General features: G+C 35.8%; 19 protein-coding genes. 1 reads left to right on the forward strand and 18 read right to left on the reverse strand.

Annotation, left to right across the window (positions count from 1 at the left end; translation table 11 throughout):
- Window positions 1-178: 178 nt before the first annotated feature.
- The 5 genes from CD041_RS09220 to betB form a co-directional block, all read right to left on the reverse strand.
- Complete coding sequence (locus tag CD041_RS09220; RefSeq protein WP_080606493.1) at window positions 179-628, reverse strand: antibiotic biosynthesis monooxygenase family protein; 450 nt, start codon at window positions 626-628, stop codon at window positions 179-181.
- Window positions 618-887: a YozE family protein gene (locus CD041_RS09225; protein ID WP_002460576.1), complete on the reverse strand. Its 270-nt coding sequence runs from the start codon at window positions 885-887 to the stop codon at window positions 618-620. The genes CD041_RS09220 and CD041_RS09225 overlap by 11 nt, the downstream gene beginning before the upstream one ends.
- A gap of 138 nt (window positions 888-1,025) precedes the next feature.
- Window positions 1,026-2,204, reverse strand: a complete 1,179-nt coding sequence (locus CD041_RS09230) for a M20 family metallopeptidase (RefSeq protein ID WP_062078168.1) — start codon at window positions 2,202-2,204, stop codon at window positions 1,026-1,028.
- A 247-nt stretch (window positions 2,205-2,451) separates the two neighbouring features.
- Complete coding sequence (gene betA / locus CD041_RS09235; protein ID WP_070648359.1) at window positions 2,452-4,158, reverse strand: choline dehydrogenase; 1,707 nt, start codon at window positions 4,156-4,158, stop codon at window positions 2,452-2,454.
- A gap of 91 nt (window positions 4,159-4,249) precedes the next feature.
- Window positions 4,250-5,740 carry a betaine-aldehyde dehydrogenase gene (betB, locus tag CD041_RS09240; protein ID WP_002478543.1) on the reverse strand — a complete coding sequence of 497 codons (1,491 nt, stop codon included), beginning with the start codon at window positions 5,738-5,740 and terminating at the stop codon, window positions 4,250-4,252.
- 367 nt (window positions 5,741-6,107) lie between these two features.
- Here betB and cudC point away from each other — a divergent pair, with 367 nt between their 5' ends.
- Entirely contained in the window at window positions 6,108-6,668 is a 561-nt protein-coding gene (cudC, locus tag CD041_RS09245; RefSeq protein ID WP_002478542.1) for a choline uptake/conversion transcriptional regulator CudC, read from the forward strand.
- A gap of 52 nt (window positions 6,669-6,720) precedes the next feature.
- On the opposite strand, the gene CD041_RS09250 is transcribed toward cudC, so the two are convergent.
- The 13 genes from CD041_RS09250 to CD041_RS09315 form a co-directional block, all read right to left on the reverse strand.
- Window positions 6,721-8,346 carry a BCCT family transporter gene (locus CD041_RS09250; protein WP_002478541.1) on the reverse strand — a complete coding sequence of 542 codons (1,626 nt, stop codon included), beginning with the start codon at window positions 8,344-8,346 and terminating at the stop codon, window positions 6,721-6,723.
- A gap of 982 nt (window positions 8,347-9,328) precedes the next feature.
- Complete coding sequence (locus CD041_RS09260) at window positions 9,329-10,621, reverse strand: anaerobic C4-dicarboxylate transporter family protein (protein ID WP_070648360.1); 1,293 nt, start codon at window positions 10,619-10,621, stop codon at window positions 9,329-9,331.
- 354 nt (window positions 10,622-10,975) lie between these two features.
- Window positions 10,976-11,512 (reverse strand): anaerobic ribonucleoside-triphosphate reductase activating protein, encoded by a 537-nt coding sequence (nrdG, locus tag CD041_RS09265; protein ID WP_002460588.1) that lies wholly within the window; start codon window positions 11,510-11,512, stop codon window positions 10,976-10,978.
- 1 nt (window position 11,513) lies between these two features.
- A complete protein-coding gene (gene nrdD, locus CD041_RS09270) occupies window positions 11,514-13,361 on the reverse strand; it encodes an anaerobic ribonucleoside-triphosphate reductase (protein WP_002478538.1) in 1,848 nt (615 codons plus the stop codon).
- A 197-nt stretch (window positions 13,362-13,558) separates the two neighbouring features.
- The gene (locus CD041_RS09275) at window positions 13,559-14,329 is read right to left on the reverse strand and encodes a CHAP domain-containing protein (protein WP_002478537.1); all 771 of its coding nucleotides are present in this window, start codon (window positions 14,327-14,329) and stop codon (window positions 13,559-13,561) included.
- Window positions 14,330-14,717: 388 nt separating this feature from the next.
- Window positions 14,718-15,938 carry an ArgE/DapE family deacylase gene (locus CD041_RS09280; protein WP_070648366.1) on the reverse strand — a complete coding sequence of 407 codons (1,221 nt, stop codon included), beginning with the start codon at window positions 15,936-15,938 and terminating at the stop codon, window positions 14,718-14,720.
- A 304-nt stretch (window positions 15,939-16,242) separates the two neighbouring features.
- Window positions 16,243-16,842, reverse strand: coding sequence for an adenylyl-sulfate kinase (gene cysC / locus CD041_RS09285; protein WP_070648368.1), 600 nt, complete (start codon window positions 16,840-16,842; stop codon window positions 16,243-16,245).
- 16 nt (window positions 16,843-16,858) lie between these two features.
- Window positions 16,859-18,037 carry a sulfate adenylyltransferase gene (gene sat, locus CD041_RS09290; RefSeq protein ID WP_037545796.1) on the reverse strand — a complete coding sequence of 393 codons (1,179 nt, stop codon included), beginning with the start codon at window positions 18,035-18,037 and terminating at the stop codon, window positions 16,859-16,861.
- A 22-nt stretch (window positions 18,038-18,059) separates the two neighbouring features.
- Window positions 18,060-18,959 (reverse strand): sulfite exporter TauE/SafE family protein, encoded by a 900-nt coding sequence (locus CD041_RS09295; RefSeq protein WP_002460596.1) that lies wholly within the window; start codon window positions 18,957-18,959, stop codon window positions 18,060-18,062.
- 17 nt (window positions 18,960-18,976) lie between these two features.
- Window positions 18,977-19,588 (reverse strand): NAD(P)-binding protein, encoded by a 612-nt coding sequence (locus tag CD041_RS09300; protein ID WP_062078176.1) that lies wholly within the window; start codon window positions 19,586-19,588, stop codon window positions 18,977-18,979.
- Between the two features lie 20 nt (window positions 19,589-19,608).
- Window positions 19,609-20,388, reverse strand: a complete 780-nt coding sequence (gene cobA / locus CD041_RS09305; protein WP_002460598.1) for a uroporphyrinogen-III C-methyltransferase — start codon at window positions 20,386-20,388, stop codon at window positions 19,609-19,611.
- A 23-nt stretch (window positions 20,389-20,411) separates the two neighbouring features.
- Complete coding sequence (gene cysI, locus CD041_RS09310; RefSeq protein WP_012990699.1) at window positions 20,412-22,130, reverse strand: assimilatory sulfite reductase (NADPH) hemoprotein subunit; 1,719 nt, start codon at window positions 22,128-22,130, stop codon at window positions 20,412-20,414.
- Between the two features lie 20 nt (window positions 22,131-22,150).
- Window positions 22,151-23,995, reverse strand: coding sequence for an assimilatory sulfite reductase (NADPH) flavoprotein subunit (locus tag CD041_RS09315; protein ID WP_070648370.1), 1,845 nt, complete (start codon window positions 23,993-23,995; stop codon window positions 22,151-22,153).
- Window positions 23,996-24,032: the final 37 nt, after the last annotated feature.

A 24,032-nucleotide genomic window follows, 5' to 3' on the forward strand; every position in this document is an offset into this window, starting at 1 on the left:
TTAGATATTGATATAAGAGATTATCTAATGCAGTAGCTCATAACTTTAATTACACTTTTTAAAAGAAATTTAATATTCTAAACAACAAAAATGACAATTTCTACTTTATTTTAATAGAAATTGCCATTTTTCGACTTACAGTGATTGATGTCCCACCTATTCAAGTCTGGTGACACTTTTATGAAGTATATCGTTCACATATAATCCCAATATGATAAGACAATTTGCGATTGACTAACCGTACGTCCGCACCTTGTGACGTGCCACGTTTTTGATGTGTCTGTGAATAGGCCGAAGATTGTTGCCAATTTTTAAACGATTGATGGTTCAACCATTGCGTAATGATGACATAATGCTGACCTTGTTCATTTGAGCGTAAAAAGCGTAGCGCTCTAAAACCAGGTACAGATGCTAAATGTTGTTGACGCTGTAAAAATTTTTGCTCAAATGCTCCTTCTTGTCCTTTATTCACATATAAATGATTTAACATACAATAGCCATTATCGATTAATTCATTTATAGACTCTAAAATCATATAATCAAAGTGCTGATGATTTTTATAAATGCGCATTGTTTGCGGCGAAGTGGCTTCTAAAGCATAATACGGTGCTTTTTCATTAATCTTCATTAACATTTTCCTTTGGTTCTGTCTTTATGTGATCTACTAAACTAAAGTGCACTGTTTGCTGTTCATATAAAGATAATGAACGCTTTACTGTTTCTAAATGTTCATCATCTAACTCAATCTCATCGATAAAATAGCTCAATATATTATCAGTTGTCTTCTCATGTTTAGGAAACTGACAATCCTTGTTTAAATAATGAGCTAATTCTCCTAGAGGCGTCTGGTCTCCGACAAAGTTCTGCATGTAATCATAAAAAGTCACACTTTCACCTCTTCATTAGTATGTATCCCCATACTAACACGTAAACAATAATAAAACATCATATATTTAACTATTTCCAATAAAAAGTTATAAATTTTTAAATTTAATTTAACAAATAGTTAATTTAAATTAAGATATCTATCCTTGTAAATAATCTAAAACAATTGTACCTACAGCTTCTGCAGCAACTAACATGGAAGATTCGTCGATATTAAATTTCGGATGATGATGCGGATATGCATGTCCTTCCTGTGGTGCAGCTCCTGAATATAAAAACGTACTTGGTAACGCTTGAGCATAATATGCGAAATCTTCTGATGGTGGTTGTGGTTCACATTCTTCTACACCTATTACATCTGGTAATTGCGCTTGTCTTAATGTTTCAACAATATAAGATGTAAACTGAGGATCATTGTATAACGCGGGATAATCTGGTTGAAATTCAAAGTCATATTGAACATCAAATGATGTAGCTATACCTTGAACAATACGTTCAAGTTCATATTTAATCGTGTCCCGTGTGGCATCTGTTAAAGCACGAACATCTCCTTCGATTTCAACGGTATCTTTTATTACATTAAACTGACCTTTACCATCAAAGGATCCTATCGTCACAACGCCTGTTTCAAAAGGACTCAATCGTCTTGAAACTACATTTTGCGCTGTAGTGACGAAGTTAGCACCAGCGACAATCGCATCCTTAGCAGTATGAGGTGATGAGCCATGTCCACCTTCTCCGTGTATAGTTAATTTAAAATAAGCGCGTCCTGTTTGCGTATTACCTTCATGGTAATAAATTTTACCTGATGTCATATTCGTCATAACATGAATGCCTAAAACGTGATCAACACCTTCTAAAACACCGTCCTCAATCATACCTTTCGCACCACCTGGTGGCATTTCTTCTGCTGGCTGATGAATGACAACGACTTTACCACTAAATTGATCTTTCATTTCAATTAATGTTTCCGCTAGAACAAGCATATATGCCGTATGCGCATCATGACCACAAGCATGCATGACTCCTTCATTTTGGGAAGCATATGATAATCCAGTATCTTCTTGAATTGGTAACGCATCGAAGTCCGCACGAATGGCAATCGTTTTACCTGGTTTGCCACTATCAATGGTCACTTTTACACCATTAGGACCAACATTCGTTTGGACATCACACGCTTTGTCCTTATAGAATTCAGCAATATACTTAGGTGTTTCTGTTTCATGGAATGATAATTCTGGATGTTCATGTAAATATCGACGTATATCAATCATACGTTGCTCTTTTGCTTTTAAACGTTCAACTAATGTTTCCCCCATATTCACCACTCCTTTTATTATTTATAAGTCCATTATAAATCTTTCACAATAAGATTTGTTGTGACACACACTCAAGTAATTTTATAAGTATAAAAAAAGCAGGACTGAAATCTAATTTTAAAGATTTCATTATCCTGCATCATCTGCTTTGCTTGTGGAAATGCTTGTAGCATCTCTCTATGCTGGGGGCTATCCCAATTTGCTCTACTTGTCAAATTTCTTGTCGAAATTCTCTCTGCTGGCCTCATTAGTATGGGTAGTATGGATTGTGTTCCATTGTACCATCGTTGGGGTCGTGTTTGCCATGGATGTAATAATCTACGTATTGTGGTTCTAATGGTTTTTTGCCGCGAATGATATCTGCTGCTTTTTCGGCAAGCATAAGTACCGGTGCGTGAATGTTTCCATTTGTAGTTCTTGGCATTGCTGAAGCATCCACGACGCGCAAATTCTCCATGCCATGGACTTTCATTGTTAGTGGATCTACAACTGCCATTGGATCTGTTGCCGGCCCCATTTTTGCACTGCATGATGGGTGTAATGCTGTTTCACCATCTTTACGCACCCAGTCCAATATTTCTTCATCTGTTTGTACAGATGGTCCCGGAGAAATTTCACCACCATTAAATGAATCCATCGCTTTTTGAGATAAAATATTACGCGCTACACGAATCGCTTCTACCCATTCTTGTTCATCTTCTTTTGTTGAAAGATAGTTAAACACGATGCTTGGCTTTTCAAATGGATCTTTAGATTTAATCTTTAAGCTGCCACGTGAGTTTGAATACATTGGTCCTACATGTACTTGATAACCATGAGCAACTGGTGCTTTTTGTCCGTCATATCTTACAGCAATTGGTAAGAAATGGAACATTAAGTTAGGATAGGCAACTTGATCATTTGATCTAACAAAGGCACCACCCTCAAAGTGATTGGAAGCTGCTGCACCTTTTCGTGCAAAAATCCATTGCAAACCAATCCATGGCATGCGTTTAACATCTAAACTAGGTTGTAAAGAGACTGGTTCTTTACATTCATGTTGAATATAAACTTCTAAATGGTCTTCAAAGTTTTCTCCAACACCCGGTAAATGCATGCGTGGCTCAATGCCTTTTGATTTTAAGAAGTCCGCATCTCCTATACCAGATAATTGTAATAATTGCGGTGTGTTAAAAGCACCACCTGATAAAATCACTTCTCCTGCATTTACAGTATGATTTTTTCCATTACGTTTGAACGTTACACCGGTAGCTTTATTACCTTCAAAGTGCAATTCAGTGACGAAAGCACGTGTCTTAACCGTTAAATTCTTACGCTTCATTGCTGGTCTTAAGTATGCTCTTGATGCAGACATACGTCGACCATGATGGACTTGACTATCGAATGGACCGAATCCTTCTTGTCTAAAACCATTGACGTCCTCTGTCTTGTGGTAACCCGCTTCAACACCTGCGTTAAAGAATGATTTGAAAAGAGGATTAGTTGCTGGTCCTCGCTTTAATTTTATTGGTCCTTGATGTCCTCTAAATTGATCATGTGGCGCTGCTCCAAAGGTTTTTTCTAATTTTTTAAAATAAGGTAAACAGTGCGCAAAATCCCAAGATTCCATACCTTCAGGTTCTGCCCAACCTTCGTAATCTAATGGATTGCCTCGTTGATAAATCATTCCATTGATAGAGCTTGAGCCGCCTAAGACTTTACCACGCGCATGGTCTACTTTACGTCCCATATGTGGTTCTTCTTCTGTTTGATATCTCCAATCATAGAATGGATTACCTGAAGGAAACATTAATGCTGCTGGCATTTGTATAAATAAATCCCAGGGATAGTCACTACGGCCTGCTTCTAATACAAGTACATTTTTATCTTTATCCTCAGATAAACGCGCACCTAATACAGAACCTGCACTTCCACCACCAATAATGACATAATCATATGACTTGTTTTCACTCATGTTGATTTCGTCCTCCCTTATAAAATAAAATGATGTGTCTCTCGCATATATAAGTTTGTTTTAACTTTATTTACAATGTATGAACGCTCTTTTATTTACTAAAGAAATTGATTGGTTCTGGCTTCGTATTCGTTAAAATATGTTTACTGATTAAATATTCTTCTAATCCTTCTTTACCTAATTCGCGACCAATACCTGATTGTTTAAAACCACCCCATGGTGCTTGAGCAAAGTAAGGATGGAAATCATTTATCCACACTGTACCTAATTTAAGTTTATTAGCCACACGCTGTGCTTTACCTAAGTCTTTTGTGAATACGGCACCAGCTAAGCCATAAATTGAGTCATTAGCTAATTCTATAACTTCTTCTTCGCTATCAAATCCCTCAATAGTCACAACAGGTCCAAAGACTTCTTCTTGAACAATACGCATTGATGTATCGCAATTTGTGATAACTGTTGGTTCAAAGAATAACCCATTTTGTAGGTCTTCTCTATCGGGACGTTTGCCGCCAATAGCAATTGTAGCGCCCTCTTTTTTAGCAATTTCCATATAGCTTTCAATTTTGTCACGATGTTCTGTAGAGATAACTGGCCCCATTTCAGTATCATCATCGAAGCCGTTCCCTAATTTAATTTTACCTACACGATCAATAAGTGCTTTTTCAAAATCACCTTTGATATCGTTATGAACTAAAATACGTGATCCAGCTGAACAAACTTGGCCTGCATGGAAGTAACCACCATTTAATGCTTGATCTACCGCTAAGTCGAAGTCAGCATCAGCAAAAATAATATTAGGGTTCTTACCACCCAGTTCTAATGCTATGTTCGTTACATTATTCGCAGCATTTTTCATAATGTGTTTTCCGGTCTCAATTCCGCCTGTAAATGAAACTAGATCCACTTCTTTATGACCCGATAATGTGTCCCCTACTTCTTCACCACTACTTAGTATCAAATTAATCACGCCTTTAGGGAAACCAACTTCTTCCATTAATTCAAATACTCTAATTGTAGTCAATGGTGTAATTTCACTTGGTTTCATTACAAGCGAACAACCAGTTGCTAATGCTGGCGCAATTTTCCAAGACGCTTGTAATAAAGGATAATTCCAAGGTGTAATTTGAGTGACAACACCAACAGGTTCTTTAACAACTTTACTTTCAGTGTTTGGAATTGGCGTATTGATAATCTCTCCACCGTCTTTATCAGCTAATCCAGCAAAATAGTTAAAGACATTAGCAATATCATCCATATCTGCATATGACTCTCCTAGTGTTTTACCTGTATCTAGTGTTTCTAATTGAGCTAACTCATCACGATGTTCCGTAATTTTGTCAGCAATAGCTCTAACTTTTTTCCCTCTGACTTCACTTGTTTCTAATGACCATTCGCCATCTTCAAATGCACGACGCGCTGCTAAAATAGCTTGTTCGGCATCTTCAGCTGTACCTTCTGTTACGGTAAAAACAACCTCTTGATTATAAGGATTGATAATTTCTCTTGTATTTTTATTTGAGCTTTCAACCCATTTACCATCGATATATTGACGCTGCGACAATTTTTCTACAAGTTTCATCAAACGACCTCCGTTAAGTTTGTTAAATTTATATTTAACGAATTTTATAAATCATATGCTAGCATATGTGAAAATTTAATGTCAAATTTCATGATATTGTCATAATTTTATCTAGAGTTTAGGACATAATTATGTTTTAGACTATGAGCGATATATTGGCAGTAGTTGACTGGATTAAAAATACGCTGATACCAAGCTTTTTTCAATTCTAGTCAACCTTGCTGGGGCAGAACTACGAATTCATAATGAATGCTGTCCTGCTTCTATCTTTTTAAAGTGATTGAAAAATTTTCTATAATGTGCAAGTATGAATTGGTAATATCTAACAGTGAATGCAGCTAATGAACTGGATAATGGAGGTGAGCGTATGGTACATTCACAGTCAAATGAAGAAAAATTAGAAGCTGCTAAAGATTTAGTCATTAATTCTATTGGGCAAACTATGGACTTGTATGGCACAAATCGCAGCGTCGGAAATTTGTTTGGGACAATGGTCTTTGAAGGTAGCATGACATTAGATGAAATGCGTGAACATCTTCAGATGAGCAAACCAAGTATGAGTGCAGGTGTCAAGAAGCTTCAAGAATTCGATTTAGTGAAACAACAATTTACGCGAGGCAGTCGAAAACAACATTTTATCGCAGAAAAAGACTTTTTTACCTTTTTCCGCAATTTCTTCACTAAAAAATGGGAGCGTGAAGTTGACACTAATATGGCAGCAATTATTGAAGCCGAAAAAATCATTACTTCAGTGCTAAATGATGAGGCAATTGATGATGAAATTAAGCAAGATGCGCTTAATATTGAGCAGCAATTGAAACATACAAAAATATATTGTCAGTGGTTGTCAAATTTAACTACAGCATTAGAAACTGGCGAAATATTTGACTACTTTCCTATTCCAAACAGCCAAGAAAACAATAATTAAACAAAAAACGTCTATGATCTTTATCAGCTGATCATAGACGTTTTTGCATATATTATAAATTATCGTCTTCGTCATTATTCTCTCTTACTTGAACGATACGCAATGAACGACGTTCTACTTCTTTCAATTTATCCGCACGAGTTTCCAGTTTAATTCTATCTTTACTCAAGGTAATAATAAACGATACCATCATGCAAATAAAGATGACAATCAGTGGCACACTGGCTAATATTGACGCAGTTTTTAGCACCTCTAACGCACGTTCGCCACCCACTAACATGAGTGAAAATGGTAATAAGCATAATGCAAAAGCCCAGAATAAACGATTCGCTTTTAATGGTTCACCTAATACTTTCTTCTGTGTTGCTGCCGCTAAAATGTACGACCCAGAATCAAATGTCGTTGCTAAGAATAAAAACGCAGAAAGCAAGAATAGGACAATGACTGTTGTTGGAAAAGGTAATTGATGCATTACTTCGATAATCGTCGCTTCAGTACCATGACTATTTAAATATTGAATAACGTTGAATTGTTCAGAAATTTGTAGGTATACTGCGTAGTTTCCAAATATACCAAAGAACAACACACATCCTAATGTTCCATAAACAATCGTACCTAATATGACTTCTTTTAGTCTTCTACCTTTAGAAATCCGCGCAATAAACAGTCCAATAAATGGTGCGTAAACAAGCCACCATGACCAATAAAAAATCGTCCAATCTTGAGGGAAATTCGTTTCTTTACGTCCTTTAATTCCACCAAATGGTTCCATCCACGTTGCCATGTGGAAAAAGTCACGTAACATATTACCAAATCCTGTAATTGTTGTTTCCATAATAAAGATGGTTGGCCCAACGATAAACACAAATCCTAATAATAAAAATGATAACCATACATTGACATCACTTAATTTTTGAATACCCTTTTTTAAACCTGTATATGAACTAATAGCAAAGATCACTGTAATTGTGAAAAGGATAATTGATCGTAGCACCATATTTTGTCCATCAAGTCCAGTTAATTTTTCAACGCCAGCTGAGATCATTGGTACACCAAGCGCTAATGATGTTGCAGCTCCTCCTAACAAACCGAAGATAAAGAGTACATCTACAAGCTTACCTAAAAACTTGTCTGTCTGACCTTTGAGCACAGGACGACACGCTTGGCTAATTTTATAAATTGGTTGCTTTTTTACAAAGACCAAGTATCCAATCGGAAGTGCTGGCAAGACATAAATTGCCCAAGCAATTGGTCCCCAATGGAACATACCATACTGTGTCGCAAACGTTAATGCTTGATCTGACATTGGTTTCGCTCCATTTGGAGGCACTTGATAATAATATGCCCATTCAATAACACCCCAGTATAAAATATCAGAACCTATACCTGCACAAAACAGCATAGATGCCCAACTGAAATTGCTGAACTCCGGCTTATCACTTGCTTTACCCAAAGTGACATTCCCATATTTACCAAATGCTATGTAAAGTACGAAACATAAAATTGCAAGTCCAATAAATAAATATAAGGAACCTATAGAATTAGAAATAGCACTATTAATATCTGTAATGACCTTTTCACTTGCAGACGGAAAAGCCATCATTGGAATGACTGCTAACAATAAAATGACTACCGTACCTATAAAGGTAGGCCAATCCATTATTTTCTCTTTTTTCAATGTTGATCCTCCTTTAGTATCGATAAAGATTGAAACTTTGAAAATATGGTTATCAAACAAATTGTTATTAATTCACAAAATTGACAATATCTAAAAAAACATAATAATGCAAATTCAATACAAAATTATAGTTAGTAATAAGTGAATAATTATATATTATGTCATTTTACAAGCAGAGAGAACATTGCCAAAATAACAGTGTTAAGTTTGGATTTAACAAACTAAACGCTCAATGCCTATGCTTTTATTTGAATTAATATACATATTTAGTGAATATATATTTATTTTCAAATCGTACTTTATTGATAAAAAAAGAGACTGAAACATCGATTTCTCTGACAAGATAAGGAACAATCTGGAGTATAAATGAAATGGGTTAAAATTAAAACGCAAAAATTTTCTTCAAATATGGTTTCCACAATATCATTAATATAGTAAGAGGTATTAAAACTGAAGATTTTTATTGGTAGCGTACATATTGAGTTATGTTATTTTTTTAAAAATATTTTAAATATTAATAAGTCATATTTATGGCAAGACTCCGAGGATGCATCAACCCAACAGAAAGAAATGCAAAGCACATTTCACCAAGCAAAGCAAGTTGGGGTCGGGGCCCCAACAAAGAGAATTTCGAGCAGAAATTCACCAAACAAAGCAAGTTGGGGTCGGGGCCCCAACAAAGAGAATTTCGAGCAGAAATTCGCCAAGCAAAGCAAGTTGGGGTTAAGAAAGCTTTCTCCTAAGCTAGCAAGCCCATAATTCAAAGTACTGTAAAAAATAACTGTATAGGACATCATTATATTTTAGACTATGAGCGATATATATTGGCAGTAGTTGACTGGATTGAAAATACGTTTATACCAAGCTTTTTTCAATCCCAGCCAACCTTGCCAGGGCGAGACTAGGAATTCATTATGAATTCTGTCTCGCTCCCTATTTTTCCTAAGAATGATGTTCTAGATTCGTAAATAATTTACTACTATTAATAACCTAATATTGCTTTAATTGAAAAACCAATAAGCACTGACACCGTAATCATAAAGAATCCAGGAATAATAAAGCTGGTCACTTTAGTACGCTTCGTTTCATCTAAATCAACTGCAAAGAGTAAAGTAGGTTGTGCTGGGATGACAAAGTTCACATTTATCGTTTGCACCATAGCAACAAAAAACATTGGTGGGATACCTATACTAAGAACAATAGGAAACATAATCGAAGCTGTTGCAGTCTGTGATATGACAACTATCGCTACAATAGAGACTAAAAGAATAACTAACCATGGTGCTACTTGAATCACAGCACCTACATCTTCCTTTAAAATTTTTAAATTTTGAGGTGCATTAAATACCGTGGCACCTAACCATCCAGGTCCAAGAACCGCAAATAAAGCACCTATAGCTGATTGTGTAATGTGTGATGATAAGATATCCGTCGTATCAATTTTATTTAATAATAGATTAATCGCAGCAGCTAAATACATAAAGAATTGAACAATTTCAGTCATCGTTACTTCTACTGACTTACCATCTATATTAAAGCTTGGCATCAATTGCGGAAAAATTCCAAATGTTAATATCCCGACTACACATAATAAGAAACTAGCCACACCAAGTTTTACTTTTGATGGAAACGTGGTTGGTACTTTGACTTCTAAATCTTTCAATTCAAAGCGTTGTGCTTGTTCTTTTTTACGTCCAGCCAAAGTACAAAATACACTTAATAGCAACATTGTCAAAATTGCTGTAGGAAAAACAACACTTAAATATTTGCCCATGCTAATGTCATAACCTGCTAACACCGAGGTGATATAAGCTGTAGCTGCAGCTGCAGGACTACATAGCAATGCTAAGTTTGCTGTCAATACAGAGGCAATCAAAGGGCGTCTAGGTTGAATACCTGCTTTCATTGCTGTTTTCGCAATAATCGGTTCTAATGATAAAGCAATATTCGCAGTACCAATACCAAAAACAAAGATAAAGACAATAATCGGTGAAATAAAAATAATAGATTTTGGATATTTTTCAATCACTTTAGAAGCTAGGTATACTAAATAATCTATACCGCCTGTTGACTGGAGTGTACCCCCAGCAATACCAATAGAAAGAATAATTAAGACTGCTGTAACTGGGGCAGATCCAGGAGGTAATTGAAAAACAAATATCATAATGAGTTGCGCCACAATTGCGAAAATACCACAACCTAAAGCGCCTGCAGTTCGTAATCCTAATAAAATAGCTGCAATCATAATTCCTATTTCTATGGCAAAAAGAATCATAATCTTAACTCCTAACACAATTTCTTTGTGATATTTTTAACATTAAATATTTTATCACTATAGAATGCAAAAAGTATACAAAAATGTATATATATTTGTCTTATAATAACTTAAATTGTGACAAAAATAAAAGAGATGCGTCACTTCGACGCTATCCCTCTTAAATATTTATTTATTTTGTGATGATTGTTTTTTCTGGCGCTGTTTGCGATAGTGACGTTCTTCTAATATTGAACCAACAATCAAAAATAGCTATGAGCCATTGCCCGATGATGATGATTAACTTCATATACATCACTCCTATGCACCTTAACTCATGCACTTATACTATTTATTTTCCCTATTACTTTATGTTTAATCTTCTACATAAATGACTGGGGTTCCTTTTTTTAAGGATGCTGGAACATTAATGACACGTTGATTTAATGAACCTTTATAAGCTAAATTAGGTTGAAATAGCGCTTGTATAAATGGACCGTCTACTAAGACATCAATCAAAGATAATAGTTGATATCTTATTCCTGCATCATGACTTAAATATTCATACAAAAATCCTGTCCATACCCACAATGATTTGCGGTGTCCAAACTTTTGACGAAAGGCACGAGCAACTTTCAAGGTAATATCAACATTACAAAATGGTTCACCACCGAGTATACTCAATCCAGCAATATAGTCCGGTTCACAGTAGTGCAAAATTGCTTCAAGCGTTTCATCATTAAAGGGTTCGCCGTAAGTAAAACGTTGAGCAGCTACATTGTAACATCCTTCGCATAGAAAGGGACAACCTGATACATACATGCTGACGCGAACGCCTTCACCATCAACAAAACTATGTTGTTCAATTTTGGCAATATAACCACGACCTTCTGTAACGTCAAGTACACTCATTTTATTTTGGTTCCTTCATATGTTTAACTCTTGCGCAAATTTCTTTTTGACGTCCTTCAATCACAGGTCGTTGTACTGGATTTCCTAAATAACCACATGTTCGTTTGACCACATCTACTGTTTTAGGATCATGATTACCACAATGTGGACATGTATATCCTTGAGCAGTTGTTTCAAAATCTCCTTCATAGCCACATTCATAACAACGATCAATTGGTATATTTGTTCCTAAATAACCAACTTTATCGTAGGCATAGTCCCAAACCGCTTCAAGCGCCTTTAAATTATGATTTAATTTTGGATATTCGCAATAGTGAATAAATCCACCGCTTGCATAGTATGGATAATCCTTTTCGAAATCTATTTTTTCAAAAGGTGTAATATCTTTTCGCACATCATAATGAAATGAATTTTGATAGTACCCTTTATCCGTAATATCTGGTATAGAGCCAAATCGTTCATAATCTAAGCGGCAAAAACGGTCTGTCAATGATTCGCTCGGTGTACTATAAATACTGAACCAAACGTCCGTCTCTTCCGTCCATTCTAATTGATAATCCTTCATTTCTTTTAATATATCTAATGTAAAGGCCTTGGCATCTGGATTTGTTTCCCAGTTTGGACCATAAAATACAGTAGCTGCTTCATATAACCCAATATAACCCATAGAAATCGTAGCACGGCGATGTTTAAATAAATCTGTAACATCTTCACCTTCTTGTAATTTATATTTAAAGGCGCCACTTTTATACAAAATCGGAGCATTTTCAGGAACCGCTTGTGCAACACGCTCAATACGATAAAGTAAGGCTTCATGTAAAATATCCATACGCTCATGGAAAAGTCGCCAAAACGTTAACTTATCGCCTTGAGACTCAATCGCAATACGCGGAATATTTAATGTTACGACACCTAAATTACATCGACCACTATTCTCAAATTGCCCTTGAGCATCACGCCAAGCTGGTAAAAATGAACGACAACCCATAGGTGCTTTAAAATCACCTAAAATATCAACCAGTGTATCGTAGTTTAAAACATCTGGGTACATGCGTTTCGTTGAGCATTTTAAAGCGAGTTGCTTAACGTCATAATTAGGGTCTTCTTCGCTAAAATTAACGCCTTTTTTTATCGTAAAGACTAATTTTGGAAAGATTGCAGTAATTCTATTTTTACCTAGTCCTTTGATACGTGTGTTCAAAATTGCCTGTTGAATTTTTCGACTTAGTTTATCTGTTCCTAAACCAAATCCAAGTGTTACAAATGGCGTTTGACCGTTTGATGTGTACAATGTGTTTATTTCATACTCTAAACTTTCTATAGCATCATTAACATCTTTAGTTACTTGTTGATCTACATAATCTTCTATAGCATCTGCTCTAACAAATGTTTCAGCAACTTTGCGGTGATGTGCTTCATTATGTCGTGCATATGTACTAAGTAATTCATCAACACGGTCGACCGTGCAGCCACCATATTGGCTACTAGAAACATTGGCAATAATTTGTACAAGTTGTGCGGACGCCGTTTGAATTGATTTCGGTGTAGTGACATTGGCGTTCCCAATCTCAAACCCATGCTGTAACATTGATGTTGCATCAATTAAGCAGCAGTTTGTTAAAGGTTGGAATGGGTGATAATCTAAATCATGAAAATGTATATCTCCATTCTTATGTGCTTGTGCGACTCTTTTAGGTAATAAATGTTGTAATGCATATGACTTTGAAACGACACCTGCTGTTAAATCACGCATCGTTGAAAATGTATTGCTATCTTTATTGGCATTCTCATTTACAATTGCTGGATCTTTGGTAATGAGACCTTGTAATTCAGCTTCAAGTTGTTTCATAAAAATCATTCCATTTCTATATATAGTACTTATATTAAACTTATAACACTATATATAGTATTTCAAATAAAAACCCACATGTTAACATAACTGTCAAAGAGTTGTTAATAATCCTTGAACTTTGAGCAGCAGGCAATAAAAAATCCTACAATATTGTTGAAGCACAATATTGTAGGATGAACCGTTCAAATAGTTGATTATGAGATGTAATTGTAAGAGCTTGCTTGACTTGCTGAAATTGTACGTGTAGAGACAACGCCAGGTCCGCCATTGTAATTCATTTCTGATACTTTAACTGAACCATCACTATTGACTTTTTCAACATAAGCGACATGACCATATGCACCTTGAGATGTTTGCATTACCGCACCTTGTTTTGGTGAATTGCTAACATTATAGCCTTCTGATGCAGCTGCGCTAGCCCAGTTACTTGCGTTACCCCATGTAGAGCCAATTTTTCCGCCTACTTTATCAAAAACGTAATACGTACATTGACCTGCTGTGTATAGGTTTGAGCTTGATCCTGATTTACCTGAAAATGCTGAACCACCACTAGTATTTGAAGCATGACTTGATGGTGCTTGTGTAGTTGTTACTTTAACATTTCTATCAGAAGTTGAATAGCTAGCACCTAATCCGCCACCATTGTTTGCGTGATATGCTTGAGTTTGTGGCTGATAGTTTTGACTATATTGCGTATTGTAGTTGTAGTTTTGAGTGCCTGCTGTGTTTGTATAATTATATGAATAGTATTGACCTTGTTGTGCTTGGTTTGGACTCCAATTACCTTGCCAAGTGTAGTGATAATTACCTTGTTGGTCAATTGTATATGAATAGCTATAAGAATATGGATCATTTGGATTATAACCATTATTGTTTTGTTCAGCAGCGTGTGCGTCATGACCTCCTGCGAGTGCAATTGTTGCAAATCCTGCTGTTGCGATTGTAGCTGTAGCGATCTTTTTCATAATTAAATATCCTCCTAAATTCATTTAAATAATGATTTCTTTATCTCGTGGCTACCTTCAAGTTACAAAACATGATTAATTTTTTTCTCGTTGTTTCAACGACAAATCACACTCTATCAGAAAAATAAGCTGCTGTGTGCGTTGTTAATATTTTGTAAAAGAATCATAATAAACAGTCGTTCAATGTAAAACTCATAGCTATTTTGTAACAATCTCTAACAACGATGATGTTGGGAATGATAGACATCATAATCAACAGATTATTACATTTGTTGTAATAAAACTGATAATTGCTTTCACGTTAATGACATCAAAAACAATTAAATTTATTCATAAAAAAACTATGAAGACATTTATTATCAAATGTTTCTTCATAGTTAAGTTTCTTTTAATTACTCTTTTTGTTTAAATAATCAACAATGACATGTTGATACAAATCAATAAAATCTAAATAATGCTGTTTATCTATATATTCATTCGCTCGATGTGCTTGTCGCATAAAACCAGGACCGATAATGGTTAAGTCTACATTATCTATACCTTTTAATAATTCTGATGCATCTGTCGCACCGACAAGCGCTGTAACTGTTAAATCATCTTTATATTCAGTAAATGACTTCACTAACAAATTATCTTTGTTGCTATAAACAGGGGCATGATTCGTAGTGATTTCCATTGATAATTGTGCCTGATCCACTTCATACAAAGTTTCTTCAAACAATTGTATGATTGCTTCATTATCATATTCTGGAATTGTACGTATATTAAATTCTGCATATGCACTTTCAGGTACTGTATTAAACTGTTCCCCACCATAAATAATTGAGTTAACTATAACTAAACCCTCAGCAACATTTTCTAATTTTCTAAGCTCCTTATCATTAAACTTATCACCAAAGTAATCTTTAATTAGCGGTGATACGTCTAATGAATGTTTATTATCATTATTTTTAATATCTTCATATTTTTCTTTGATTTTTTGTATATATCTAATTATGTCATCTATTGCATTATGTCCTAAATTAGGTAACGAACTATGCGCGGCAACACCCTTAGCTTTAATTTTAATACCCATTGAACCTTTGTTAGCATAGTTTATATAATGATCACTTGGTTCACCAATAATCAATCCATCCAAATCATCAACGTAACCTTTATCACGAAATAACATTGATCCTGACATTTCTTTTTCTTCAGCTGCTGTTGCTAAAAGACGGATGGTACCTTGTTGTAACAAATTAGAAGCTTTTATTTCTATCATAGCAATGACTAACGCAGCAAGGCCGCCCTTCATATCAGATGTACCACGCCCATATAATTTCCCATCTTGCTCATGTAATTCAAACGGGGGATACATCCATTGCGCTTCATCACCTGCGTCTACAACATCCATATGTCCAGATATACCAATGACAGGTCTACCTGACCCAATTGCAGCTACTAAATTTGAACGTTTACCTTCAATTTCAATTATTTTTGATTCAATGTCATAACGTTGTAGTAATTCTTTCAAATAGTAGCAAACCTCGATTTCATTATTATTCTCTGTATTGATATTAACGATGTCTGCTAAAATATCTATTCTTTCCTGTTCAGACAAAACAGTCATTCATATCGCCTCTTCTACTTTAATTTAACGTTTCTTAAATTATTCACACTATGCTTTTTTTCTAAACATTTTTCATGTGCGTCTCACTTATATGACAACACGTTTTGCAACAATCTTATTTCTATAATTCATTATCTTTGTAATTGACAGATTTTCAATTTCATCACATGTTCAGCAATAATGCATTTTTAAACACGTTAGTACAAATGAATCCATCAGTAAATGATAATACTTTATGATGTTATTTCTCATTCCATAAACAAAGCATAGAAAGTAAACTGGCTTACTCTCTATGCTTCACTTATTAAAGATATTTATTATCTGTCAAATAATTAAGAATGTGTGCTACAGCTTGTTCTACACTTTGCTGTTCAGTATTAATTGTAATTTCTGGATGATTCGGTGCTTCATAAGGCGCGCTAATACCGGTAAATTCTTTGATTTCCCCTGAACGTGCTTTTGCATATAAACCTTTAGGATCTCGCTTTTCACATTCTTCAACACTACATTGGGTATAAACTTCAATAAATTCCCCGTCTTCTAATATATTCCTTACGTCATCACGGTCGACACGATATGGAGAAATAAAGGCTGTGATTGCAATCGTCCCTGCATCAACAAGCAGTTTACTGACTTCACCAATGCGTCGAATATTCTCTTTACGATCCTCTGGACTGAAGCCTAAATTCTTGTTTAGACCGTGTCGCACATTGTCTCCATCTAAACGATAAGCATGTTTTCCTAATTCAAACAAAGCTTGCTCTAATGCGACAGACACTGTTGACTTTCCAGAACCAGATAGTCCTGTAAACCAAATGACTGCACTTTTATGACCATTTTGCTTTTGTCTATCTACTTTTGTTACTTCTGAATCGTGCCATGTAATATGACTTGATTGACTCATGTTACTTCCCCCCACCTTAATGTTGTTGTAACCCTTTGATTAATACTTCAGCAACTTCTGGTCGTGAAAATTTGGTTGGTAATGCTTCTCCATTGCGTAATTTTTCTCTGACTTTTGTACCACTTAAATGAACATGTTGTGTCGCATCATGTGGACATGTTTTAGCCGTAGCCATATTGCCACATGCTTCGCAATAAAACGCATGCTCGAATTTTAAAATTTGAATATCTAATTCATCTTCAAATTGAGAAATAAATTGTTGGGCTTCATATGTACCATAATAATCGCCAACACCAGCATGATCACGTCCAACAATAAAATGTGTACATCCATAATTTTTGCGTACAATAGCATGTAAAACTGCTTCTTTTGGCCCTGCATAACGCATTGCTGCTGGATAAATAACTAATCGAGCACGGTTTTTAGGATAATAATGTTTTAGTATCGTTTCGTAACTTTCCATACGTACATCTGCTGGAATATCATCTGCTTTTGTTTCACCTACCAATGGATTTAATAATAAGCCATCTACAATTTCTAAAGCAGATTTTTGAATATATTCATGTGCGCGGTGCACTGGATTTCTTGTTTGGAAACCGACAACCGTCTTCCAACCTAAATCATGAAAAAGCTGACGTGTTTCGTGCGGATCTAAATGGTAATCCGCAAATTTATCATGCTGTGGACGCTTTAATAATTGAATTGGTCCCGCTAGATATACGTTTCCTTTGTCATAAACTTTCTTCACACCAGGATGTTTTACATCGGTCGTACCATAAACAAGCTGAGCCTCTCTTTTCTTATCATACGTGTACTTTTCGGTAAGCTTTAAAGTGCCATATAGTGCTCCATCTTCACCATATAAAGCAATATGATCACCAATTTCAAGCTTTGATGCAACATCTTCTGTAACTGGTAATGTAATAGGAATACTCCATACTGAACCATCTGTTAAATGCGTCTTTTCAATAACTTGATTATAATCTTCTTGCCCCATAAAACCAGTTAAGGGGCTAAATCCGCCAATAGCAATTAATTCTAAGTCTGAAATTGCCCATGGATTTAATGTAATTGCTTTATACGATTGTGCTGCTTGACTCAACTGTGTTCGTTCTATACCTTCAACGACTCGATTAATAAGTACGCCACCATGTGGTTTGATTGTATAATGAAGTATATCTTTTGAGACTGACATAAAACAAAACTCCTTTATCCAATTAATTATATTTGTTTACTCGGTTTTTCTTGTAAGAAAAAGATAACAATCTGTTGCGAATGGCAACAAAAATGATAAGTACTAAAATACTACAAATAATTGCGAATCTTATGACATTTATGATTGTGCTATTGTCGACAAAATAACTTAATAAAGCATTACTATTGGTAAAAATAATCAAACCACCTACGCATATCGCTAATATATTAATGGGCAATATTTTTGTTAAGTATGCTGAAATAGGTGCAGCAGCCATGCCACCAATACTTAATGCAACAACAAGCCACCAATTAATTTGTGTTATCCCTAAAAATAAAATAAATGATAGCGATGTGGCTAATGTTACGAAAAATTCACTGGCTGATACGGTACCAATCGCATAACGAGGTTGTATCTTTTTACTAGATAATAATATGGGTGTGTTGACTGGTCCCCAGCCACCGCCACCAATCGCATCTAATAAACCAGCAATCGCACCTTGTGGAATTAATTTCCAGCCACTTAATTGACCAACATGTTCATGTGTTTCATGCTGACGACGAAATAAAAATTGATATAAAATATAAAATCCCATTGCTAATAAAAATATTGCAATATATGGCTTAATAACACTACTGTGAATATGTGTTAAAAATGCCGCGCCTAAAAATCCAAAGATTGCACCTGGAATTGCTAACTTTAACATGGTCGATCGATGGACATTATCAAACTTCCAATGCGATGTTCCTGACGCTGCTGTTGTTGCTATTTCAGAAAAGTGAACCGTTGCTGACACAATCGCTGGTGTAATACCATATGTTAATAAAATGGAGGACGATGACGCACCGAACCCCATGCCTAATGATCCATCTACAAGTTGGGCCAAAAATCCAGCTAATGCAAAAATCAACAATTTTTTCATAAATTAAGTGCCCCCTATTATTCAGCTTGTGCTTGGAGCCATCGTAAAAATGCTTGTTGCTTATCAAGATCTAAATAGTCGTCAGAGACGATCTTTGCCAATAATGCTTGTCGATAAGATGGCTCAATATTTATTCGTTTGAGCGTCTGTCTACATTGATATAAAAATTCAACGTATTGCTCATAGCGTTCATCATACGTGTGGCTAAGTTGTTCAATTATTTGTATCCCTAACTTTGGACTTGCGCCTTGCGTGGCTACGCTTAGTGTTAATTTACCTCTTTTTAATATATTAGGAATAGTGACATTGCCAGACGTTGCATCTTCAGCATTATTGAATAAACAGCCTGTAGGTACCAGCGCTTTAACTTGTTGATTAACAGCCTTATTATTTGTCGCAGCAACGACTAAAAATGCACCTGCTATATCAGCGGCGTCAAATTCTTTTTGATGCCAGGTGATTTGTCCAGCATTTATTAAATCTTCTAATGACGAATGAACTTGAGGACTAATGATATGAATATCTTGGCAGTAGTCGATAAAATTGGAAGCTCGTCTGGCAGCAACTTGCCCACCTCCGACAATTACAATGCGTTGTCCTGCTAAATCAACCATAAGTGGCATATTCATATCTTTATCCTCCTGTTAATTTATTTAGAATTCACTTGTGAATAGTCCATTCTCATCTGTTCAGTTTGTTCCGTAAACCATTGAATTTTATCATGCATCTGTACGACTTGACCAATTACAATCATAGCTGGATTTTTAATATTTTTAGCTACTTCTGTTATTGTACTCAATGTGCCAGTGACCGTTTGTTGATATGCTGTTGTACCTAAGTGGATTAATGCAACAGGGGTATCAATAGGTTTACCGTATTTAATTAATAAACCACAAATTTCAGACAAACGTTTAACACCCATATATATACATAACGTTTCCGGTCCATGTGCGAGATGTTCCCAATAAGCAGCTTTAGTCATTCCTGGCTTATTCACTGCAGTCACAAAAGCGACAGATGAACTAAAATCTCTATGCGTCACTGGAATCCCCGCATAGGCTGGCGCAGCAATTCCTGCTGTAATACCAGGTATAATTTCAAATGCTATATGATGTTGCGCTAATATTTCCGCTTCCTCACCACCACGGCCAAAAACAAAGGGATCTCCACCTTTCAAACGTGTTACTGTATGACCTTTTTTAGCTAAGCTCACAAGCATTTTGTTCGTTTCTGACTGTGGCAACGACTGTCTATTAGGATCCTTTCCGCAATAAAACAATTTTGTACCTGCCGTTGCGTAATCCAAGAGTTCCCTATTGACTAAACGGTCGTATAAAATAACATCCGCTTGTTTAATTGCCTTTAAACCTTTTACTGTAATCAGCTCCGGGTCACCTGGACCCGCACCAACTAAGTAGACTTTCCCCATATTAACACCCTCTTTTTAGCTGATTAGCTATGAAAATCTTGACCAGAATGCACTTCAGCAATAACGCCTGAACGAATGACGAAATCACCGAAATGTTCGCCCTCTAAACGTGACTTACCGTAATCCATTAATATTGGTCGCAAACTTGCTAAAATTTGTTGTTCATCAATATTTTCTTTATACAGTTTATTCAAACGTTCTCCTTTGAAACCACCACCTAAATACATATTGTATTTTCCTGGTGCTTTCCCAATAAATGCTATTTCTGCCAATGCCGGACGTGCACAACCATTTGGGCAACCTGTCATACGAATTGTAATGTCTTCTTCACTAACACCTGCTTCATCTAGTAAATCTTCTATTTTACCAATCAATGAAGGTAGGTAGCGTTCTGACTCAGCCATAGCTAAACCACATGTTGGAAATGCAACACAAGCCATAGAGTTACGTCGTAAACCTGAATAGTGTCTACCATCTGTTAATTGATAACGTTCAATAATATCTTGTATATCCTTTTTATGTTCTGGAGACACATTAGCAATAATTAGATTTTGATTGGGTGATAATCTAAAGTCTCCTTGATGTACTTCAGCAATTTCTCGCAAAGCAGTTTTCAATTTATAATCTTCTAAATCTTTAATACGACCATTTTGAATAAACAGCGTAAAATTCCAATTGTGTTCTCCTTGAATCCAACCAAGACGATCACCGTTATGCTCAAATTTAAAGGCTTTTGGTTCTTGAATTTCCCATCCAAGACGTTGATTTAATTCTGTTTTGACTCTCTCAAGCCCTAAACGATCAACGGTATATTTAAAGCGTGCATTTTTTCGGTCTACACGATTACCATAATCACGCTGAATCGTTAAAATCTTTTCACAAACATCGACCACTTCTTCTTTAGGTATATAACCCAGTAAACGCCCGATTTGTGGATAGGTATTTTTATTGCCATGTGTCATACCCATACCACCACCAACTAAGACATTAAATCCTATCAACTCATCATGGTCAACAATAGCTATTAAACCAATATCTTGTGAGTAAACATCAATATCATTGCTTGGCGGTAAAGCAATGCCTATTTTAAACTTACGTGGCAAATATGTTTTACCATACATCGGTTCAACTTCTTCACTTGAATCCAACACCTTTTCACCATCTAACCATATTTCATGATATGCATTGGTTTGCGGTAATAAATGATTACTGATTGCTGCTGCATAATCATTCATTTCTTGATGAAAACGTGATTGATACGGATTAGGATTACACATTGTATTACGATTGACGTCCCCACATGCAGCAATCGTGTCTAGTAATGCATCATTTATATGGCGCATAGATGCTTTTAAATTACGCTTTAAAATGCCATGAAATTGGAATGTTTGGCGTGTTGTTAATTTCATTGTGTGATTACCATATTGATTTGATATGTCATCCATGGCTATCCATTGTTCTGGTGTAGCTGTCCCTCCAGGAAGACGTACACGGATCATAAAGCTATACGCTGGCTCAAGCTTCTGTTTTCGCCGTTCGTCACGCAAATCCCTATCATCTTGTTGATAGCTACCATGAAATTTCAACAACTTAGTGTCATCATCGGAAATAGCACCAGTTAACGGGTCTGCTAAACCTTGTTCAATCGTGCCACGTAGATAATTACTATCATCTTTGATGTATTCTAATTGATCAAGTTTTTGATTTAATTCTTGCTCAAGTTGCTCATTCGATTTTGCCATTGAATCCCCCTGCCTTTCTTTTAATATACGTCCCGTTGATAACGCTTATCTTTCTTAAGTTGTTTTAAATATGCTTCTGCTTCATCTTGACTAAGTCCCTGTTCTTTTACTAACACATCTTTGATGGCTTGATGCACATCTTTTGCCATGTGTTTTTCATCACCGCAAATATAGATAGATGCTCCTTTTTCTAACCATGCATTAAACTGTGCACTGCGTTCCATAATACGGTGTTGGACATATATTTTGTGGTCTGTATCTCTAGAAAAAGCCACATCCATTTTTTCTAAGTATCCCTCTTTTAACCATGCTTGCCATTCAGTTTGATATAAGAAGTCTGTTGTAAAATGCTGATCTCCAAAGAATAGCCATGTATTACCTTTAAATCCAAGCTCTTCACGTTCTTGCATGCAAGCTCTAAAAGGTGCGACTCCTGTTCCTGGACCAATCATAATAATCGGCGTATCCGCTTCTGTTGGAAACTTAAAATTTGGATTACGTTTTAAGTAAATTGGTACCGTATCTCCTGGCTGAAGACGCTCTGCAAATTGAACTGAACAAACACCTGAGCGATCTCGTCCGTGAGATTGGTATCTCACTGCGCCCACTGTAATATGCACTTCATCCGGCGTTGCTTTATAGCTACTTGAGATGGAATATTCTCTTGGTGGCAACTTACGTAAAAGCTGTGACAAGTTTACAGGTAGCAACTCATCCGTTCCAAAATCATTAAGCAAATCAATAAAATCTCTACCATTGATATACTGTTGAACCCATTCATTATCTTGAACTTTGTCGCTCAAGTCATCATTGTCAAATATGACTGCTGCTTGTTGTAGCAATGGCTTCGTTAACTTAGTAATTTCAAAATGACGTGTTAATGCATCGGATAACATTAATGTATCACCATCTTCAGATACAGGAATCTGTTCTTCTGGATCCCATCCTAATGTTGCGATAAGCAAATCAACGACTTGCGGATCATTTTGTGGTAATACTACAATGCAATCGCCAGGTTCATATTCTTCTCCAAAATTATCTAGCAACAATTCAACATGTCGTGTTTCTTTATTTGAACCTTTGCCATTTAAATTAATATTGTCCAAAATTTCTGCTTCATATGGATTACTCTTAGAATACTTTCGTTCTTTAGCTGCTTTAATTGATTCACTTATAACTTGTTCACTTTCTGTACCTCTTGACTCAGTATCAATGGCTTTAATGACGTTAGCCATCCATTTTTCCGCATCTTCGTCATAATCAATGTCACAATCAATACGTTCATATAAACGTTCTGCGCCTAATTCAGCTAGTTTTTTATCAAAATCTTTACCTGTTTGGCAGAAAAATTCATAAGTTTGATCTCCTAAAGCTAGTACTGAAAATCTAACACCTTCTAACTTAGGTGCCTTTCTACTATGCAAGAATTCATGAAATTCTAGCGCATTATCTGGCGGGTCACCTTCTCCATGTGTCGATGTGACAATAAATAAATCTTCTACTTTCTTAAGTTCTTTTGTTTTGAATGTGTCCATACTACTTATTACAACGTTATGACCAAGATTCGTTAGACGTTCGCTAAAAATTTCAGCTACACCTTGCGCATTCCCTGTTTCTGAACCATAAAGTACCGTAATACTGCGCTGTGTTGGTTCTATCTCCGGTTCATTGCTTTGAATAACTGCTTCAGCTTTTGTTGAGAGTTGTTCACTTTGAACCGATGAATTGGTTTGTATTGTCTGTTGATTGGCAATTAAATAGCCACTAAGCCATACCTTTTGTTCAGGTGTTAACGTAGCAATAACTTCACTAAGTTGTTTGGCTTGTTCTGCAGTAAATGGACTGTTTGTTACACTTAAACTCAATCGTTCCACCTCTTATCAATAATTACTATTTTATTTA

The sequence above is a fragment of the Staphylococcus lugdunensis genome (assembly GCF_002901705.1).
Lineage (GTDB): Bacteria > Bacillota > Bacilli > Staphylococcales > Staphylococcaceae > Staphylococcus > Staphylococcus lugdunensis.

Coding starts and splice junctions, on each gene's coding strand:
- CD041_RS09295 (WP_002460596.1), bottom strand. CDS start 18,959: ATGAAAAAATTGTTGATTTTTGCATTAGCTGGATTTTTGGCCCAACTT.
- nrdG (WP_002460588.1), bottom strand. CDS start 11,512: ATGAGTGTACTTGACGTTACAGAAGGTCGTGGTTATATTGCCAAAATT.
- sat (WP_037545796.1), bottom strand. CDS start 18,037: ATGTCAGTCTCAAAAGATATACTTCATTATACAATCAAACCACATGGT.
- betB (WP_002478543.1), bottom strand. CDS start 5,740: ATGAAACTTGTAGAAAAATTGTCGCAGCGTCAATATATCGATGGTAAA.
- cysC (WP_070648368.1), bottom strand. CDS start 16,842: ATGAGTCAATCAAGTCATATTACATGGCACGATTCAGAAGTAACAAAA.
- nrdD (WP_002478538.1), bottom strand. CDS start 13,361: ATGAAACAACTTGAAGCTGAATTACAAGGTCTCATTACCAAAGATCCA.
- cobA (WP_002460598.1), bottom strand. CDS start 20,388: ATGGGGAAAGTCTACTTAGTTGGTGCGGGTCCAGGTGACCCGGAGCTG.
- cysI (WP_012990699.1), bottom strand. CDS start 22,130: ATGGCAAAATCGAATGAGCAACTTGAGCAAGAATTAAATCAAAAACTT.
- CD041_RS09220 (WP_080606493.1), bottom strand. CDS start 628: ATGAAGATTAATGAAAAAGCACCGTATTATGCTTTAGAAGCCACTTCG.
- CD041_RS09260 (WP_070648360.1), bottom strand. CDS start 10,621: ATGATTCTTTTTGCCATAGAAATAGGAATTATGATTGCAGCTATTTTA.
- CD041_RS09230 (WP_062078168.1), bottom strand. CDS start 2,204: ATGGGGGAAACATTAGTTGAACGTTTAAAAGCAAAAGAGCAACGTATG.
- cudC (WP_002478542.1), top strand. CDS start 6,108: ATGGTACATTCACAGTCAAATGAAGAAAAATTAGAAGCTGCTAAAGAT.
- CD041_RS09275 (WP_002478537.1), bottom strand. CDS start 14,329: ATGAAAAAGATCGCTACAGCTACAATCGCAACAGCAGGATTTGCAACA.
- betA (WP_070648359.1), bottom strand. CDS start 4,158: ATGAGTGAAAACAAGTCATATGATTATGTCATTATTGGTGGTGGAAGT.
- CD041_RS09280 (WP_070648366.1), bottom strand. CDS start 15,938: ATGACTGTTTTGTCTGAACAGGAAAGAATAGATATTTTAGCAGACATC.
- CD041_RS09300 (WP_062078176.1), bottom strand. CDS start 19,588: ATGAATATGCCACTTATGGTTGATTTAGCAGGACAACGCATTGTAATT.